At 53.8% G+C, this 18210-nt stretch carries 21 protein-coding genes; 9 read left to right on the forward strand and 12 right to left on the reverse strand.

Features of this window, described 5'->3' with window-relative positions:
• Positions 1-424: 424 nt before the first annotated feature.
• The 5 genes from csgB to ymdB all read left to right on the forward strand — a co-directional run bounded on the left by csgB (position 425) and on the right by ymdB (position 2891).
• Positions 425-880: a curli minor subunit CsgB gene (gene csgB / locus IM271_RS18290; protein ID WP_028012679.1), complete on the forward strand. Its 456-nt coding sequence runs from the start codon at positions 425-427 to the stop codon at positions 878-880.
• Between the two features lie 41 nt (positions 881-921).
• On the forward strand, positions 922-1380 hold the full coding sequence (csgA, locus tag IM271_RS18295; protein WP_028012680.1) for a curli major subunit CsgA: 459 nt from the start codon (positions 922-924) through the stop codon (positions 1378-1380).
• 61 nt (positions 1381-1441) lie between these two features.
• Complete coding sequence (csgC, locus tag IM271_RS18300; RefSeq protein ID WP_041910536.1) at positions 1442-1774, forward strand: curli assembly chaperone CsgC; 333 nt, start codon at positions 1442-1444, stop codon at positions 1772-1774.
• Between the two features lie 150 nt (positions 1775-1924).
• Entirely contained in the window at positions 1925-2245 is a 321-nt protein-coding gene (locus tag IM271_RS18305) for a hypothetical protein (protein ID WP_063153821.1), read from the forward strand.
• A 103-nt stretch (positions 2246-2348) separates the two neighbouring features.
• Positions 2349-2891, forward strand: coding sequence for an O-acetyl-ADP-ribose deacetylase (gene ymdB, locus IM271_RS18310; protein WP_028012683.1), 543 nt, complete (start codon positions 2349-2351; stop codon positions 2889-2891).
• 35 nt (positions 2892-2926) lie between these two features.
• Here ymdB and mdoC read toward each other — a convergent pair whose 3' ends face one another.
• On the reverse strand, positions 2927-4066 hold the full coding sequence (mdoC, locus tag IM271_RS18315; RefSeq protein WP_041910534.1) for a glucans biosynthesis protein MdoC: 1140 nt from the start codon (positions 4064-4066) through the stop codon (positions 2927-2929).
• 254 nt (positions 4067-4320) lie between these two features.
• Here mdoC and mdoG point away from each other — a divergent pair, with 254 nt between their 5' ends.
• The 3 genes from mdoG to IM271_RS18330 all read left to right on the forward strand — a co-directional run bounded on the left by mdoG (position 4321) and on the right by IM271_RS18330 (position 8694).
• The gene (mdoG, locus tag IM271_RS18320) at positions 4321-5874 is read left to right on the forward strand and encodes a glucans biosynthesis protein MdoG (RefSeq protein ID WP_028012685.1); all 1554 of its coding nucleotides are present in this window, start codon (positions 4321-4323) and stop codon (positions 5872-5874) included.
• Positions 5867-8395, forward strand: coding sequence for a glucans biosynthesis glucosyltransferase MdoH (mdoH, locus tag IM271_RS18325; protein WP_041910533.1), 2529 nt, complete (start codon positions 5867-5869; stop codon positions 8393-8395). Before mdoG ends, mdoH begins: the two co-directional genes overlap by 8 nt.
• A gap of 71 nt (positions 8396-8466) precedes the next feature.
• Positions 8467-8694, forward strand: a complete 228-nt coding sequence (locus tag IM271_RS18330) for a YceK/YidQ family lipoprotein (RefSeq protein WP_013097162.1) — start codon at positions 8467-8469, stop codon at positions 8692-8694.
• A 6-nt stretch (positions 8695-8700) separates the two neighbouring features.
• On the opposite strand, the gene IM271_RS18335 is transcribed toward IM271_RS18330, so the two are convergent.
• From IM271_RS18335 to IM271_RS18345, 3 genes are all read right to left on the reverse strand, one after another.
• Positions 8701-9075 (reverse strand): MysB family protein, encoded by a 375-nt coding sequence (locus IM271_RS18335; protein WP_028012687.1) that lies wholly within the window; start codon positions 9073-9075, stop codon positions 8701-8703.
• A 97-nt stretch (positions 9076-9172) separates the two neighbouring features.
• A complete protein-coding gene (gene mdtG / locus IM271_RS18340; protein WP_045630082.1) occupies positions 9173-10390 on the reverse strand; it encodes a multidrug efflux MFS transporter MdtG in 1218 nt (405 codons plus the stop codon).
• A gap of 140 nt (positions 10391-10530) precedes the next feature.
• Positions 10531-11457: a Kdo(2)-lipid IV(A) acyltransferase gene (locus IM271_RS18345; RefSeq protein ID WP_028012689.1), complete on the reverse strand. Its 927-nt coding sequence runs from the start codon at positions 11455-11457 to the stop codon at positions 10531-10533.
• Positions 11458-11678: 221 nt separating this feature from the next.
• Between IM271_RS18345 and IM271_RS18350 the strand changes: the two genes are divergently transcribed.
• Positions 11679-12728 carry a rhodanese-related sulfurtransferase gene (locus tag IM271_RS18350; RefSeq protein WP_028012690.1) on the forward strand — a complete coding sequence of 350 codons (1050 nt, stop codon included), beginning with the start codon at positions 11679-11681 and terminating at the stop codon, positions 12726-12728.
• Positions 12729-12769: 41 nt separating this feature from the next.
• Here the strand turns inward: IM271_RS18350 and IM271_RS18355 are convergent, their stop codons facing one another.
• The 8 genes from IM271_RS18355 to IM271_RS18390 form a co-directional block, all read right to left on the reverse strand.
• Positions 12770-13348 carry a YceI family protein gene (locus IM271_RS18355; protein WP_028012691.1) on the reverse strand — a complete coding sequence of 193 codons (579 nt, stop codon included), beginning with the start codon at positions 13346-13348 and terminating at the stop codon, positions 12770-12772.
• A gap of 1 nt (position 13349) precedes the next feature.
• Entirely contained in the window at positions 13350-13916 is a 567-nt protein-coding gene (locus IM271_RS18360; protein ID WP_193052979.1) for a cytochrome b, read from the reverse strand.
• 218 nt (positions 13917-14134) lie between these two features.
• Positions 14135-14248, reverse strand: a complete 114-nt coding sequence (locus IM271_RS18365; protein WP_032644857.1) for a YceO family protein — start codon at positions 14246-14248, stop codon at positions 14135-14137.
• Between the two features lie 60 nt (positions 14249-14308).
• Entirely contained in the window at positions 14309-15427 is a 1119-nt protein-coding gene (gene solA / locus IM271_RS18370) for an N-methyl-L-tryptophan oxidase (protein ID WP_047368279.1), read from the reverse strand.
• A gap of 116 nt (positions 15428-15543) precedes the next feature.
• Positions 15544-15798 (reverse strand): biofilm formation regulator BssS, encoded by a 255-nt coding sequence (gene bssS / locus IM271_RS18375; RefSeq protein WP_003858012.1) that lies wholly within the window; start codon positions 15796-15798, stop codon positions 15544-15546.
• 272 nt (positions 15799-16070) lie between these two features.
• On the reverse strand, positions 16071-16316 hold the full coding sequence (gene dinI, locus IM271_RS18380; RefSeq protein ID WP_028012694.1) for a DNA damage-inducible protein I: 246 nt from the start codon (positions 16314-16316) through the stop codon (positions 16071-16073).
• A gap of 74 nt (positions 16317-16390) precedes the next feature.
• Positions 16391-17437, reverse strand: coding sequence for a dihydroorotase (pyrC, locus tag IM271_RS18385; RefSeq protein ID WP_063942653.1), 1047 nt, complete (start codon positions 17435-17437; stop codon positions 16391-16393).
• A 126-nt stretch (positions 17438-17563) separates the two neighbouring features.
• Positions 17564-18124, reverse strand: a complete 561-nt coding sequence (locus tag IM271_RS18390; RefSeq protein WP_028012696.1) for a lipoprotein — start codon at positions 18122-18124, stop codon at positions 17564-17566.
• Positions 18125-18210: the final 86 nt, after the last annotated feature.

An 18210-nucleotide genomic window follows, 5' to 3' on the forward strand; every position in this document is an offset into this window, starting at 1 on the left:
ATTTATAAGTATTTATTATTTTCTTTAGTTTGTACCCAGGTATGAGTAACTGATACTTTCTAAGTCATGCCGTTCTGGTTTTTCTGGCTTAAGAAAACTCGCCTTGTGTCACGCCCTGAAGAAAATCTCATCCTGGCGTTACGTTTAAACAACGCGGGAAGGGGCATGGACGGCTTTCGCGCCGTTGTACAACATGTCGCGCATAAATATTTCATAAAAAATAAAAACGGCCTGTGTCATGCCTTTTATGGTGCAAATTACAACTTTGTGGTGACCTGAAAAATAAAAATAAGCCGCGCGGGTGAGATATTTAAAATGTTTCAGCGGACATACTCTTCACCGTAACGACGCGTTAACAAAAACGAGTCGTTTAATACGAAATACGATCAGGGTGTTTTCAGGTAGCCGGGTCCAGGGTGACAACATGAAAAACACATCGTTATTTTTGATGTTTACATTACTGGGTGCGCCTGGATTTGTAACCGCCGCGAATTCAGATTTAGCAAACGCTGAATATAATTTTGCGGTTAATGAATTAAGTTATTCATCATTAAATCAGGCAGCCATTATTGGTCAACAGGGCGTATTTAATGACGCTCAGCTTCGCCAGGAAGGATCGAAACTCTTGTCCGTCATTTCTCAGGATGGGGCAGGCAACAGAGCGAGAGTTGATCAATCAGGGACTTACAATATTGCCTGGATCGATCAGAGCGGTAACGGGAACGATGCAGGTATTACGCAGGATGGATATGGTAATAGTGCGAAAATTATCCAGAAAGGGTCGGGTAATAGAGCAAATATTACGCAGTACGGTACGCAGAAAACCGCAGTTGTAGTGCAGAAACAGTCGCAGATGGCAATTCGCGTTATTCAGCGCTAGCTATTTCGCGACGACGTTAATCAATCCGATGGGGGTTTACCATGAAATTTATCAAAGTGGCAGCACTTGCAGCAATCGTCGTTTCTGGTAGTGCTATGGCTGGTATGATTAATCAGGGCGGATGGGGTCATGGACACGGTCATGGCCAGGGCGGAAACAGTGGTCCAAATTCAACCCTGAATATTTATCAGAACGGTGGCGGTAACTCCGCGCTGGCGTTGCAAACAGATGCCAGAAATTCCGTTCTTAATATTAGCCAGACCGGTGGCGGTAACGGGGCTGATGTCGGTCAGGGTTCTGACGACAGCAAAATCAACCTGACCCAGAACGGCTTTGGCAACAGTGCGACACTCGATCAGTGGAACAGCAAAAAATCCGTTATGAATGTTAGCCAGTACGGCGGCCTTAACGGTGCGCTCGTAGACCAGACGGCGTCTAACTCCACCGTCAACGTTACCCAGATCGGCTTTGGTAACCACGCGACAGCGCATCAGTACTGATACTGAAATCTGTACTACAAAAAAACAGGGCCGATGCCCTGTTTTTTTTCGGGAGTTCCTCATGAATACCTTCATTCTCCTTGCCGCGCTTTCCGGCCAGATAACCTTTCAAACGTCACAGCAGGGAAATATGACGACCATTATTCCGCAGGTCATTTTGACGGAACCGTGTGATTGTCAGGTTCAGATCCTCTCTTTGAAGGAGGGGCAGAGTGGGCAAAGTGCTTCGCGACAGCAAAATACCCTTTTTATTCCCGCTAATCAGCCGATTGATTTAACGCGGTTGAGTTTAACTATTTCTGCGGAAGACACGATCAACATCGTTGTCACCGTCACGGATGGAAAAGCGCTTCATTTATCACAGCAGTGGTCGCCAGCCGGGGGTGCGCTGTAAATATTCATGAAATCAATGCATTGTGAATATTTGCCGTTGAACTAAGCTGTTATCAGGAACTGCGTTGTTAGGTTCCGTAACGTCAGCCTTCGTTTGCATAATGAAGCGCGTTTGCCCCTCATGGACGATTTTCATTGAGGAGTACATATCGTGACCCACTCTTTTGCACATCTTATTTCAGGTCTGGGCCTGCTTGTTTCGGCATTTATCGCTCCAGCTTATTCGGCCACGCTCGCGCAGGGCGGCGTTATTCACTTTCGCGGCGCAATCGTTGCTGACCCTTGCGAAGTTACCCACCAGCAGCGGCAGCTGGCGGTGTCGTGTCCGGAAAAAAATCGTATGCAAACGCGTATGGTGAGTTACGGCGACGCGCTGAACGGCAAGGCGACGGCTTCCGGCCTGGCGACAGTGAATATGACGTACCTGAATCCTGAAAAAACGCTCGCGGTTGTTCAGATCCAGTACCGTTAATACCCGTGCGCGCCCGTCGGTGGGGGCGGTTTTACGCCTATCGTTTTTCTCAATAACCCCTCTGCGATACACTTATAAAAAAGGCGGGCAGCAGAGGGGCTTTATGAAACCGCAAATTGAAGTTATTCATGGCGATATTACGACAGTTCATGTCGACGTCATCGTCAATGCGGCCAATCCTTCCCTGATGGGGGGAGGAGGCGTAGACGGCGCTATTCACCGGGCTGCCGGACCGCAGTTACTGGAAGCCTGTAAAATCGTGCGTCAGCAACAGGGTGAATGCCCACCGGGCCATGCGGTGATTACGCTGGCGGGCAACCTTCCTGCCAAAGCGGTGATTCATGCTGTCGGGCCCGTGTGGCACGGCGGAGACCAGCATGAAGCGAGCCTTCTGGAGGAGGCATACCGAAACTGTCTGCGGCTTGCCGCCGACAACGGCTATAAAACGATGGCGTTCCCGGCCATCAGCACCGGCGTTTATGGATATCCTAAGGCGGCAGCGGCGACCATCGCCGTCGAAACGGTTTACCGCTATTTGTCGCTTAAACCGCTACCAGAGAAGGTGATTTTTGTCTGCTTCGATGAAGACACCACGCATCTTTATCAGCGGCTTTTGACTCAGCGCAGACAAGAGCTGGAGAGCTGAAGCGAAGGCGGCGCACCGTGAGTGCGCCGCGCTGCTCAGGCGGCTTTCGGCTGAGGTTTTCCTGAAAACAGGAAGCGCAGAAGAGGGATCCGCAGATGGATCTCGTAGAGTACGACGGCAATCCCCACCACAAACACCAGCCCGGTAAAGAAGCCCAGCGTGTTGGATGCGATATGCGGCGTGATGTATGCCCCGAAGAACAGCGTCAACGGGTGGTGCACCAGATAGATAAACAGTGAGGCATTGACGAAGTAGGTCACGCGGCTGGACTTAAAGTTCAGCAAACGGTGGCCGAGCGCGAACACCACGTTCACCATCCACAAGCCCAACAGCATGGTGATCACGCTTTCCGTTTCATACATCCAGGCGTCGCCGCTCCCGTAGCGCTGGTTCAGCAGGTAGGCCGCAAACGCGATGGCCGCACCCACCGCGCACCACGGTGACGGGGTGGTAAACAGCGCTTTAAGCCTCGGATGAATAAAGGCCAGCGCGCCAATCAAAAAGAACGGAATGTAAAACAGCGACTGCATCACCACAAAATTGAACAGGCCGTCGCTCAGTATCGGTGGATAGACAATAAATAGCGTGCGTCTCACCGCGGCATAGGCGATTCCCAGCAGTAAGAAGAGCACCGACAGTTTGCCCAGCGTGACGTTAGCGAAGAAAGAGTCTGCTGTTGTGCTGAGATGACGGCGCAGGCGGCTGAAAATCACCAGACTGACCGTGGTCAGCACCACCAGAACCAGCAGGAACCAGAGGTGAGACACCAGCTCCCAGACCAGCGTGTTGTACTTTTCATACAGCGAGAGATTCGGCCAGTTCTCCGCCTTGCCTTTAACGTATTGCAGCATAATGAACTGCGGCAGCGTCAGCAGCGGTATGGCGGTTAACATGGGAATACCTACGCGCTCCACGCGCACTTTCCACCAGCGCTTAAGCGGATAGCGTAAAAAAAGCATGTACGAGAAATAGCCGGAGATGACAAAAAACACCTGCATGCGGAAGGCGTGAATAAAGTCATTAAACAGCGTCAGCCACCAGGAGGGCATCTGGCTATTAACATGCCACGTGTGGCTGGAGTAAATCAGTGAAATATGAAAGGGGATCCCCAATAGCATCAGCCATGCCCGGATCGAGTCGAGGAAATATTCCCGTTGTATCGGTGTTGTGCTCATATAACGTTGCGCATTCTCAGACTTTTCGCCTTATCCCTAAGGCTCATAATGGTTACATTCGACGCCAACCCTACACCAAGACCGACACACTGTCTCCAGGATAAGCACGCAAAGTGAATAACGGGTTCTTTCATTTGCTTAATCCATGAGCCAGCAGCTGAACAAAGCAGTGATTATGTTGTCGGATTGCCTGAGTTTCCATTAAAATGGATCGGATCGATATAAGCACACAAAGGGGGAAGTGCTTACTTATTATGAAACATAAACCACAGATGATGAAAATGCGTTGGTTGGGTGTTGCGGTGGTGTTATCACTGTATACCTCATCGGCACTGGCCTTTAACATCGACGATGTCGCAAAACAGGCAAAATCGATGGCAGGCAAGAGCTACGAAGCGCCGAAAAGTAACCTGCCCTCCGTTTTCCGCGACATGAAGTATGCGGACTATCAGCAGATCCAGTTCAACCACGATAAAGCGTACTGGAACAACGTTAAAACCCCGTTCAAGCTTGAATTTTATCATCAGGGTATGTACTTCGACACGCCTGTTGCCATCAATGAAGTGACGGCGACCGCGGTACGTAAGATCAAGTACAGCCCGGATTACTTCAATTTTGGCAATGTGCAGCACGACAAAGATACGGTGAAAGACCTGGGCTTCGCAGGCTTCAAGGTGCTTTACCCGATCAACAGCAAAGATAAAAACGACGAAATCGTTAGCATGCTTGGCGCTAGCTACTTCCGCGTGATTGGCGCGGGGCAGGTGTACGGGCTTTCTGCGCGCGGTCTGGCTATTGATACCGCGCTGCCATCAGGTGAAGAGTTCCCGCGTTTCCGCGAGTTCTGGATTGAGCGTCCAAAACCAACGGACAAACGTCTGACTATTTATGCGCTGCTGGATTCCCCACGCGCAACCGGTGCCTATCGCTTTGTGATTATGCCAGGTCGTGACACGGTCGTTGACGTGCAGTCTAAGGTTTACCTGCGTGACAAAGTGGGCAAACTGGGCGTCGCTCCGCTGACCAGTATGTTCCTGTTTGGGCCGAACCAGCCGTCACCGGCAACCAACTTCCGCCCGGAACTGCATGACTCCAACGGTCTGTCTATTCATGCCGGTAACGGTGAGTGGATCTGGCGTCCGCTGAATAACCCGAAACATCTGGCGGTCAGCAGCTTTGCGATGGAAAACCCGCAGGGCTTTGGCCTGCTGCAACGTGGCCGTCAGTTCTCTCGCTTTGAAGATCTTGACGACCGCTATGACCTGCGTCCAAGCGCCTGGGTTACGCCGAAAGGCGACTGGGGTAAAGGCAAGGTAGAGCTGGTTGAAATTCCAACCAACGACGAAACCAACGACAACATCGTCGCATACTGGACGCCGGATCAGCTGCCGGAAGCCGGTAAAGAGATGAACTTCAAGTACACCATTACCTTCAGCCGCGACGAAGATAAGCTGCATGCGCCGGATAACGCGTATGTGACGCAGACTCGCCGCTCTACGGGTGACGTGAAGCAGTCTAACCTGATCCGTCAGCCTGACGGTACGGTAGCGTTTGTCGTGGACTTCACCGGCCAGGATATGAAGAAACTGTCTCCTGATACTGCGGTGTCGGCCCAGGCCAGCATCGGTGACAACGGTGAAATCGTAGAGAACACCGTGCGTTACAACCCGGTAACCAAAGGCTGGCGTCTGACCCTGCGCGTGAAAGTGAAAGATCCGAAACAGACCACTGAAATGCGTGCTGCGCTGGTCAGTGAAGATCAGCCGCTGAGTGAAACCTGGAGCTACCAGCTACCTGCCAATGAATAATACATCTGAATATATTGATGCCATGCCGCTGACGGATATCGAAAAAGCGGCGCTGCCTAAGAGCGACATCCGCGCGGTTCATACCGCGCTGGATGGCGAACATCGTCAGTTTTCCCGTGATGATGATACGCCGCTGGGGTCAGTCAAGGCGCGTCTGGAGCAGGCCTGGCCGGACTCGCTGGCAGAAGGGCAGTTGATTAAAGACGACGAAGGACGCGATCAGCTTCAGGCGATGCCGAAAGCGACGCGTTCCTCAATGTTCCCCGATCCATGGCGCACCAACCCGGTTGGCCGCTTCTGGGATCGCCTGCGCGGGCGTGACGTCACGCCGCGCTATCTGTCGCGCCTGACGAAAGAAGAGCAGGCCTCCGAACAGAAATGGCGTACCGTGGGGACAATTCGCCGTTATATCCTGCTGCTTCTGACGCTGGCGCAGACGGTTGTCGCGACCTGGTATATGAAAACCATTCTGCCTTACCAGGGCTGGGCGTTTATCAACCCGACGGACATGATGGGCCAGGATCTCTGGGTCTCCTTCATGCAGCTGCTGCCGTATATCCTGCAGAGCGGCATCCTCCTGCTGTTCGCGGTCCTCTTCTGCTGGGTCTCGGCCGGTTTCTGGACCGCGCTGATGGGCTTCCTGCAGCTGCTGATGGGACGGGACAAGTACAGCATTTCGGCGTCAACGGTCGGGGATGAACCCCTCAATCCCGAGCACCGTACCGCACTGATTATGCCTATCTGTAACGAAGACGTTGACCGCGTATTTGCGGGGCTGCGTGCAACCTGGGAGTCCGTAAAGGCAACCGGTAATGCGGCGCATTTCGACGTTTACATCCTGAGCGACAGTTACAACCCGGATATCTGCGTTGCAGAACAAAAAGCCTGGATGGAGCTGATTGCAGAAGTGCAGGGCGAAGGGCAGATCTTCTACCGCCGCCGCCGCCGTCGCGTGAAGCGTAAAAGCGGCAACATCGATGACTTCTGCCGCCGCTGGGGTAACCAGTACAGCTACATGGTCGTGCTGGATGCTGACTCCGTCATGAGCGGTGACTGCCTGAGCGGTCTGGTGCGTCTGATGGAAGCCAACCCGAACGCGGGGATCATTCAGTCTTCGCCAAAAGCATCCGGCATGGACACCCTGTACGCGCGCTGCCAGCAGTTCGCCACCCGTGTTTACGGCCCGCTGTTTACCGCTGGTCTGCACTTCTGGCAGTTGGGTGAGTCGCACTACTGGGGCCACAACGCCATTATCCGCGTGAAGCCGTTCATCGAACACTGTGCGCTGGCGCCGCTGCCGGGCGAGGGTTCGTTTGCCGGTTCGATTCTGTCGCATGACTTCGTGGAAGCGGCGCTGATGCGTCGTGCTGGTTGGGGCGTCTGGATTGCCTACGACCTGCCGGGATCGTACGAAGAGCTGCCGCCGAACCTGCTGGACGAGCTCAAGCGCGACCGCCGCTGGTGTCACGGTAACCTGATGAACTTCCGCCTGTTCCTCGTAAAAGGGATGCACCCGGTTCACCGTGCGGTGTTCCTGACGGGCGTAATGTCTTATCTTTCCGCACCGCTGTGGTTTATGTTCCTCGCGCTCTCCACTGCGCTGCAGGTCGTCCATGCCCTGACGGAGCCGCAATACTTCCTGCAACCGCGCCAGCTGTTCCCGGTGTGGCCGCAGTGGCGTCCGGAGCTGGCGATTGCGCTGTTTGCTTCCACCATGGTACTGCTGTTCCTGCCTAAGCTGCTCAGTATCATCCTGATCTGGTGCAAAGGCTCGAAAGAGTACGGCGGATTCTTCCGCGTCACCCTTTCGCTGCTGCTGGAAGTGCTGTTCTCCGTGCTGCTGGCGCCGGTGCGTATGCTGTTCCACACCGTGTTTGTGGTCAGTGCCTTCCTGGGCTGGGAAGTGGTCTGGAACTCACCGCAGCGTGATGACGACTCCACGCCGTGGAGTGAAGCCTTCATGCGCCACGGCTCTCAGTTGCTGCTGGGCCTGGTGTGGGCGGCCGGGATGGCCTGGCTGGATCTGCGCTTCCTGTTCTGGCTGGCGCCGATTGTCTTCTCGCTGATCCTGTCGCCGTTTGTGTCCGTGATCTCCAGCCGTTCAACGGTAGGGCTGCGTACCAAACGCTGGAAACTGTTCCTGATCCCGGAAGAGTATTCCCCGCCGCAGGTGCTGGTGGATACCGATACCTATCTGGAGCAGAACCGCAACCGCACGCTGGACGATGGCTTTATGCACGCCGTGTTTAATCCGTCATTTAACGCTCTGGCGACGGCAATGGCCACCGCGCGCCACCGCGCAAGCCAGGTGCTGGAGATTGCCCGCGATCGTCACGTTGAGCAGGCGCTTAACGAGACCCCGGAAAAACTCAATCGCGACCGTCGTCTGGTGCTGCTGAGCGATCCGGTCACGATGGCAAGACTTCACTATCGCGTATGGTCCGCTCCGGAGAAGTACTCTTCGTGGGTGAACTACTACAAAGAGCTGAAGCTGAACCCACTGGCGCTGAAGGCGAAGTAAGCGGTTAAGCAAAGCGCCACCCGCCAGATAAAATACCGGCTGTGAGGCCGGTATTTTTTTAGAGGTTACTGATGAAAATAATCATCGTCGTCATGATGGCATGCCTGCTGAGCGGCTGCGGCAGCATCATCAGCCGCACTATTCCAGGTCAGGGCCATGGCAACCAGTACTACCCGGGCGTAAAATGGGATGTCCGTGATTCCGCATGGCGCTACCTGACGGTGCTCGATCTGCCGTTCTCGCTGATTTTCGACACGCTGTTGCTGCCCATCGATGCCAGCCACGGCCCGTACGAGTAGCGTAAATTAACGCTCGTCCCATTCATCGGCTGCGGTTTGACCTTCTTCCGTATCCAGCGGTGGCTCGAGCTGAAATTCGCCCTCATCCCACTCGTGCAGCGTATTCTCCTCCAGCCATTCCTGGCGTAACTCGATTTCATCATAGTCGCCATCAAACACGGCCTGCGCACCTGCACCGCTCAGGACCGGCAAACATTCTCCTTCTTCACCCTCGTCGGCAAAGAATTCGGCCTGCCACATAATATCCCCATCCTGCAGAACATATTTTTGGATATTAAGTTGTTGCACGTCAGCATCTTCTTCCTCAACGCCGGGATTATCGGCAAGGAACTCTTCACGAGCGGCATCAATAGCTTCTTCCAGCGTGGCGTACATGGTCATTGGTGTCTCCCTGTTTTCCAGAAGGTTTCAGGGAAAGAATAGCTGAATATCAGATTCTGCAAGTATGAATGCGAAAATAAGCAGTCAGGCGTTCTTCTTATTCCGTCACCGGCCGTAACGCGCGGGATAAACTGAACCACGAGTAAATCGCGTTGAACAGCACCACGCCTGCCGTCACGATAAAGACGGCGCGAAAACCGAAGCTGGCGGAAATACCCGCCCCGAGAAGCGGCCCGGTGACGTTACCGATATCGCGAAACGACTGGTTATAGCTAAAGATACGCCCGGCAATCTGGTTCGTGGAGTTGTAGACCAGCAGAGTCTGTACGGCGGGCAGCAACGCCCCGTCGGCGGCGCCCAGCAAAAAGCGAAGCACACCCAGCTGCCACGGAGAGTGCACCATCGACATGGGGATAAGCAGCAGAACGGAAATGATCAGTGCGCAGATCAGGATCTTTTCCGGGCCGACCCGGTCACCCAATTTCCCCAGTCTCGGTGCGCTAACCAGCGCCGCTACGCCGGGCACAGAAGCAATCAGTCCGCTGATAAATGCAATATTGCTGACGTTACCCGCCAGGTCGCGAACGTATAGGGTGAGAATAGGAGCGATCGATCCGGTTGCCACCTGAATGATCAATGTCGTTACGAACAGGCTCAGCACCAGTCTGGGATTTTTAAGCGAGGTCAGCACGTCTCTGGCGTGAAGCATCTCTTTTTTGGCGACGGGCGTAAATTTTTCACGGATGCAAACCAGGGTGACGATAAAGCACAGGAACAACACGCTGGCGGTGATGAAAAAGACCGGGCGCAGGCCGTAGTTATCCGCCAGTAATCCCCCCGCCAGCGGCCCAAGCAGGGCGCCGCTCACGCCACCGGTTGAGAGCGTGCCAAGCGCCCAGCCGCTCTTATGGCGAGGAATTTGCGTGGCGATCAGGGCGTTCGCGTTGGGAATAAATCCGCCCAATAAGCCCAGTAATGCGCGCAATATCAGGAACTGCCAGACGTTCTGCGCCACGCCCATCAGCGCCATGATTATCGCCATCCCCAGCGCCGAACGCAGCAGCATGATTTTACGTCCCTTGCGGTCGGCAAGGCCGCCCCAGAAGGGCGAGGCAATGGCGGAAAAGAGAAACGTGATGCTGAATACCAGGCCAGACCACATGTTGAGCGCGCTATGGCCCGTCACGCCCAGCTGTTCGACGTAGAGCGGCAGGAAAGGCATGACCAGGCTAAACGCCGCGCCGGTAAGAAAACAGCCAAGCCACGCAACCGTGAGGTTACGCTTCCAGTTTATGGGGGCATCTGAGGGTGTCATAACAATCCGCATAGTGAGGTGCAGAGCACCTGAGGCATGAAGTAATAAGCCTGCTAATTATGCGCCTGGGTTATGATTGCCGCAATGAGGGGGAGCTTTTAAAGCTAAAATAGCATGCGGCCCTGAGGGCCGCATGAGGATCAATAGCGGGAAGGCGTGCCTTCTGGCCGCGTTTTAAAGCGTCGATGCAGCCACATGTACTGCTCGGGTGCCAGCATGATGCACTTCTCCACAACGCCGTTCATCCAGCGCGCGGTGGTTTCCGCATCTTCCAGCGGCGGCGCGAGTTCCGGCTCAAGCATCATCAGCTCGTAGCCTGAGCCATCCGGCATACGGCGGGGAACAAAGGGAACGATGGCGGCTTTGGACATCCGCGCCAGCATCCAGGTGCCGGTCGTGGTGGCGGCCTCATCAACGGCGAAGAAGGGGACAAAGACGCTGGCCTGGGGGCCATAGTCGTGATCGGGGGCATACCAGACCACTTCACCGGACTTCAGCGCGCGGATCATGCCCTTCAGATCCTTACGGTCGATCATGCTTTTGTTGGAGCGCATGCGGCCGTTGGTCTGGATGAGATCGATAACCGGGTTGTCGTTAGGACGGTAAACCCCGATGCCGGGCGCCTGCATGCCAAACATACGCGCCCCGATTTCGAGCGTCAGGAAATGGACGCCGATCAGCAACACGCCGGTCTGATTGGCCTGAAGCGTATGCACCGGCTCCATGCCGGTGCCTGTAACCTTGCTCCAGCGGGCCATACGTTTGTCCGACCAGAACCACGCCATGCCGGTCTCCATGAGACCCATGCCGACGGATTCGAAATTCTTCGAGACCATATCATGGCGCTCTGCCTCGCTCATCTGCGGAAAGCACAGCTCAAGGTTACGATACGCGATGCGGGCGCGGCGCTTCATAAGCGTTTGCGCGAGTCGGCCTAATGATGTACCTAACCGGAAGATAACAGGGTAGGGAAGCTGTACCAGTAGCCATAAAAAGCCAATGCCAAGCCAGGTCATCCAATAGCGGGGGTGCAAAAGGGCGACGGTAAATTTTGGTAACTGGGTCATGTCTTTCCTGTGTTCAAACGTCCTGTTTCGCTATTGTCGCATTTTTTGAGACGTAGCCAAAATATCTGCCGTCGAAACCTGCACGACGACGGCAATTGTTAAGCCTGATTCATCAGGGTGTGTGAAATGTAGCGTAAATTGTGTGGATGTAAATTGGTTTTGTTTGCTATATGATGCCGACCGATTTTGATTCTCTCTGACGATTGCAGGACTTGTACACCATGCCAGTGTTACACAACCGCGTTTCGAATGAGATGTTAAAGGCGCGCATGTTGGCTGAAACCGAACCGCGCACAACCATCTCCTTCTACAAATACTTCACCATCGACGATCCGCAGGCGACCCGCGATGCGCTTTATCAGGCCTTCACGGCGCTGAACGTTTTCGGGCGCGTCTACCTTGCCCGCGAAGGCATTAACGCGCAGATCAGCGTGCCGGAAAGCAAAGTGAATGCGTTCCGCGACGCGCTTTATAGCTTCGATCCGGCCCTCAACGGCTTACGCCTGAACATTGCCCTGGATGACGATGGAAAATCGTTCTGGGTGCTGCGCATGAAGGTGCGTGAACGCATCGTGGCGGACGGTATTGACGATCCTGAGTTTAACCCGGCGGACGTCGGCGAATATCTGAAGGCCGCGGAAGTGAATGCGATGCTGGACGATCCGGATGCCGTGTTCATTGATATGCGTAACCACTACGAGTACGAAGTGGGGCATTTCGAAAACGCGATGGAGATTCCGGCCGATACCTTCCGCGAGCAACTGCCTAAAGCGGTGGAGATGATGCAGGAGCATAAGGATAAAAAAATCGTTATGTACTGCACCGGCGGTATCCGCTGCGAGAAGGCCAGCGCGTGGATGAAGCACAATGGGTTCAACAAGGTCTGGCACATTGAAGGCGGTATTATTGAGTACGCCCGCCGCGCCCGTGAGCAGGGCTTACCGGTACGCTTTATCGGTAAAAACTTCGTCTTTGACGAGCGCATGGGCGAGCGCATTTCAGAAGATGTGATTGCCCAGTGCCACCAGTGCGGCGCGCCGTGCGATACCCACACCAACTGCAAAAACGACGGTTGCCACCTGCTGTTTATTCAGTGCCCGGCCTGTGCCGAGAAGTTTAACGGCTGCTGTAGCGAGCTGTGCAGCGAAGAGAGCGTCCTGCCGGAAGAAGAGCAGCGTCGTCGTCGCGCGGGACGTGAAAACGGTAATAAGATTTTTAATAAATCACGCGGCCGTCTGAATACCAAACTGGGTATTCCTGACCCGGAATGATAATAACGCCCGGCACGGCGAAAGCCTGCCGGGCGAATCTATTACGACTTCTGCTGCACACCTTCAACGGAAATAACCAGCTCAACGTCCTGCGACGCCGGGCCTAAATCCGTTGTGATATTAAAATCTTTCAGGTGAATTTTACCCGCCGCTTCAAAACCTGCGCGTTTTCCGCCCCACGGATCGTCGCCCTGACCGATCAATTTCGCATCCAGAGTCACGGGTTTAGTTACGCCATTCAGCGTCAGATTCCCGGTAATAGCCAATTTATCACCGTCTTTCTTAACTTCCGTGGAGGTGAAGGTGGCCTGTGGGAATTTTGTGACGTTGAGGAACTCTGCGCTGCGCAGGTGTTTATCGCGCTCAGCATGGTTCGTGTCGACGCTGTTCGTATTAATGGTCACATTGACTTTATCTGCCGCAGGATTTTTCTCGTCAAAAGTAAATGTGCCGTCGAAATCTTTAAAGGTGCCGTACAGCCAGCTGTATCCCAGGTGCTGAATGCGGAAATTGACGAAAGCGTGCTGGCCCTCTTTATCAATTTTATAGTCAGCCGCTACGGCAGAACCGGTGGTGAATAACAGAGAACCGAGGGCAATACCCAGCAGGTGTTTTTTCATTTTATGCTCCAGAGTCAACTGACGAGCGGCCAAGCATGCGCTTAAGCGTATCGTCTTTATCAATAAAATGGTGTTTAAGGGCGGCGAGCCCGTGCAGTACGGACAGGATCACCACGCTCCAGGCAAGCCAGAGGTGAACGACGCCTGCCGTATCGGCCTGAGCCCCGGCATCGCTGAGCGTTGCCGGAACCTCGAACAGGCCAAAAACGCTAATTGGTTTGCCGTCTGCCGTTGAAATGAGATAGCCGCTGATCAGAATGGCGAAGAGCAGCGCGTAGAGCACAATATGCGCGGCAACGGCGCTGACGCGGGTTATTTTTCCATATGTCTTTAGTGGCGCGGGCGGTGGGGAAATATGTCGCCAGATGACGCGAAATACCAGCCCCAGCATCAGCAGAACCCCGATGCTTTTATGCAGCTCGGGTGCCTGATGATACCAGCCATCGTAATAGCTGAGCGTGACCATCCAGAGTCCAAGTCCGAACATACCGTAGACGGCAATGGCAAATATCCAGTGCAAACTTATGGATATTATTCCGTAGCGCCGGGAGGAGTTACGCAATTGCATCAGAATGTCCATTTTCAAATTAACCGAAAGGTAAAAATGAACGGGAAGACGCGATATTGCAACTGAAATAATTGACTATTGATTTTTATTTTATTTATTTCAGCGATTTTGAAAAGAAACGGCAAGATTAATTCAATGGCTTCGTGCAAGACGTATTTAGCAGAAGAAAAAACCTTAAATAAACATAAAGTAACGTCAGTTAACGTCAATTGTCACTTTCAATAAAACACAATGTAAATAACATCAACGATAGCGAGCAGCGCCCACAATAAGATGTAGAGCATAAAGTGTTCGCGAATGTTATTGATGAGGAAATCCACTATCCTGCGCATAACGCCCCACTATTGAGTACGAAGAAAACGGGCCCCGATGCCGCCGGAGCCCGTGGCCGATTATCCGTTAAAACGCGAGAGTGAGAACGGCGTCAGATCAAACTGCGGCGTGATACCCTGGGCAAACTGCGCGGCGATTTCACCCAACACCGAAGCGAACTTAAAGCCGTGGCCACTCAGCCCGGTAATCAGCAGGGTGTTGTCATGTCCCGGCAGCGTATCAATGATAAAGTCTTCATCCGGCGTGTTGTCATAGGTGCAGGCCGCGCCATAAAGCAGGCCACCGACGCCCGGGAGAATATTGCGCAGGAACGAGAAGGCTTCTGAGCCGTCCTGCGGGCAGGCGCCAAACGGCTTGCGCTCCTCAGGTGAGGAGATGACCTGCCCGCCGTTGTGTTTTCCAATCTTGAGAGCGTCCTTCTCGGAAGGGAAACCGTAGAACTGATCGCCGTTGGGTAACTCGCCGGTAAACGCCGGGAATTTATTTTGCGCGCTGTAACGCCCGTCCGACTGGAACCAGGAGAAGACCTTGCGTACCGGCTGGATCGGCAGGTCCGGGAGCAGGCGGGTAACCCAGGTTCCTGCGCTAATAAGCAGGCGGGAAGCCGAATATTCCCCGTCTACGGTTTTCACCGTAACGCCGTTTGCATCATGCGTGATGGCCTCTACGGGGCAATTGAACAGCTGCGCACAGCCCGCTTTGGCGGCAAGATCGACCCAGGTTTTGATCGCCGTTTCACAGTGCAGCACACCGGAGTTGGCTTCAAAGAGGCCGATATAATCCTCCGGGACGGTAATTTCAGGCCAGCGCGAGGTAATGGCCGCCGCGTCCAGCTTCTCTACGTCAAGATTAAAGGCTTTCGCGCTGCGTTCGACGTTGGCGAGAAATTCTGAACGGGCCGGACCGAGGTTGATGATCCCCGTGCGTTCGAAAATGCGCTCTTCAGTCTGTTTCGCCAGCTCGTCCCACAGCGTCTGGGCGCGAAGCACCAGCGGAACGTAGCGCTCCCCCTCGCCATAGGCATGGCGAATGAGACGGGTATCGCCATGATGGCTACCTTCGCTATGCGGCGGCAGGTGGGCGTCAATCATCAGGACGTTTAGCCCTGCCTGCGTTGCGTAATAACCGGCGGCCGACCCAACGGAGCCGCTACCAATAATGATTAAGTCGTATCTCATATGCATCTCGTAAACTTACGGTTTGTTAGCAGAGTAATTAACAACGCGGGCGTAAACAAGCGGGAAATAAATAAGGCACCGCGAGGGTGCCTGTTGAGTGAAAAGTGGGCATAAGGTTAGTGCCGTTTATACTCATTTTCCTGATAGTCGCCAGATTCTATTTTTGCAATGCCTGCCTCTAAAATAGAAATAAACTGACGGGCGACGTCTGTTGTTAGCCACAGCGTCTGTCCCACTTCCGCTTCGTCACGGTTGAGTTGATTTGGGGTCTGGTAGTGCAAACGCAGCATCAGTGCATCGTAGCTATCTACGGTACTGATATCCCAGCCTACAAGCGGATGGGTCTGGATGACTTCACTATTCTTTTCCATTATAACCCCCTTAATGCGTGTTAGAAGACAACGGCTCTGAGGTTCAATGCATGTTTTTCTGAAAGCTTCTTCAGTATACCAAGTAATAAGGGTTCCAACGGGAAAAATAAACAGGTAGCAACACATTTTTCTGCTTTTTAGGATTGTTCGAACAATAAAACACCATCTCGTTCACGATTTTTTAAGAACACGCTGAATTAATTTGAACTTTCGAAATTACAGGCAAAAAAAAGCCGGGGCGACCCGGCAAAAAACACAATGAGGGAGCAGTGTTAATCGGTAATGAACCAGTCGTCTGCGCTTTCCCACGTTTCCTGCAGGATTTCGCTGATGCGATCTTTATCTTCTTTTGCGGCACCCATGACGGAGAGGTTGTTCGCTGCGGCGTAACGCACCGTTACGGCGCCCGCGTTGTCGGGAAAGGTGTTGTTAATACGACGGGATAATTCGCCTGCCAGAGCGTCAAGCGCGCCGGCAGGCAGAACGGTAGTTTTGGCTATGGTGACTTCAATACGCATAAATGCCCCCTGTGTAATATACTGTTTATTTATACAGGCATGTTATCGGTTTGACAACAAGGGGCGTTGATTTTTTAGCGTTTTACCGTCCAGCTTACGGTTTCACCTGCCAGGAAGGGGATCAGCGTGTCATCCGTCAGCGCGATAGACTCCTCAACCAGGCTCGCTTTGCGCTCCAGCTCAATGAAGGTGTCATTGACCGGCAGGCCGTAGAAGCGCGGGCCGTTGAGGGAGCAGAACGCTTCGAAATGTTCCAGCGCGTTCATCTCTTCAAATACGGTTGCGTAGCTGGCAAGCGCCGTTGGGGCGTTGAAACAGCCCGCGCAGCCGCAGCTTGCCTCTTTGCGATGGCGGGCGTGAGGCGCGGAGTCTGTGCCCAGGAACGCACGCGTGAATCCGCTGGCGACCAGTTCGCGCAGCGCCTGCTGGTGAACGTTGCGCTTGAGGATCGGCAGGCAGTACAGGTGAGGGCGCACCCCGCCCACCAGCATATGGTTACGGTTAAACATCAGATGCTGTGGGGTGATGGTCGCAGCGATCAGCTCGTTACCGTCGCGAACATACTCTGCCGCGTCTTTGGTGGTGATATGCTCAAAGACCACCTTAAGCGCCGGCAGGCGCTGGCGCAGGGGCTCCATCACGGTTTCGATAAAACGGGCTTCACGGTCGAAGATGTCAATCTCCGCATGCGTTACTTCACCGTGTACCAGCAGCGGCATGCCCAGTTTCTGCATGCGCTCCAGCACCGGCATGATGGCATCAATACTGGTGACGCCGTGGCTGGAGTTGGTGGTGGCGTTCGCAGGGTAGAGTTTCGCCGCCGTAAATACGCCTTCGTTAAACCCGCGTTCCACTTCGTTCGGATCCAGTGAATCGGTCAGGTAGCAGGTCATCAACGGGGTGAAATCATGTCCCGCCGGAACGGCATCCAGAATGCGCTGACGGTAGGCAATGGCGGCATCGACGGTGGTGACTGGCGGAACCAGGTTTGGCATGACAATCGCGCGGCCATAAATTTCACTGGTATAGGGCACGACGGTTTTCAGCATATCGCCATCGCGCAGATGGATATGCCAGTCGTCTGGGCGGCGGATTTTAAGAACCTGGGGTTGTGCAGTCATGGAAGCTCCGGCTTGTCAGGAATCAGTCATAAGGATGGCTGTTTTTGCCGGACACAAATCATAAGCGGAAACGTTTTCGTTTGCACACTTTTCCGTAAAAAAAAGGGCGCCGCAGCGCCCTTCAGGTTAATCGGTGAAAGGAATAACGATCTCTCCCGGTTTCACCTCTATCCCTTTTGCGTATTTCTTCGCGAGGGCTTCACCCTTGCTGTTGTCTTCGCTTAAGACATACGCCGGCTGCTGGTTAAAGTAGTTTCGCAGCGACTGGTTCAGATAGGGCATCAGGGTTTGCAGTACCGGCGCCATTTTGTCCGGCGAAACCTGCGCATCGACCACTTCCATCTCCTGCAGGAATATCGCCCCTTTCTCTTTGTTGAAAACGGGGAGCGCCTTCAGCTTGAGCTTGATGTTGGCTTTCTGATTGCCAAAAAGGGACGTCATATCAAGCGCGGCATCGCCTGCGAGAGTGACTTTATTCGGCTCTTCGCGGCCAATCTGGCTGGTGAGATTGGTGAGTACGATGTGGGCATCGGCCAGCCCGGGCACGCCAATGTCTTTAGAGAAATTGTTATGTTTTTCCAGCGCCTGATTAATTTCCTGCTCACTGACGGTATATTGCGTAAGCTGGTTACAGCCCACCAGCAGACCGCTGACAACGAATGCCGCGGCTAAGACAATTTTCTTCATAGTGCTCCTCAACGAAAAATCGGCGCTTCTGTCCTGTTACGCCAGTATGTCAGCGTGAATGGGCAGAAACCAGCAGAAAAAACTGA

Origin of the sequence: Enterobacter cloacae complex sp. I3, from assembly GCF_014896175.1 — a bacterium.
Lineage (GTDB): Bacteria > Pseudomonadota > Gammaproteobacteria > Enterobacterales > Enterobacteriaceae > Enterobacter > Enterobacter bugandensis.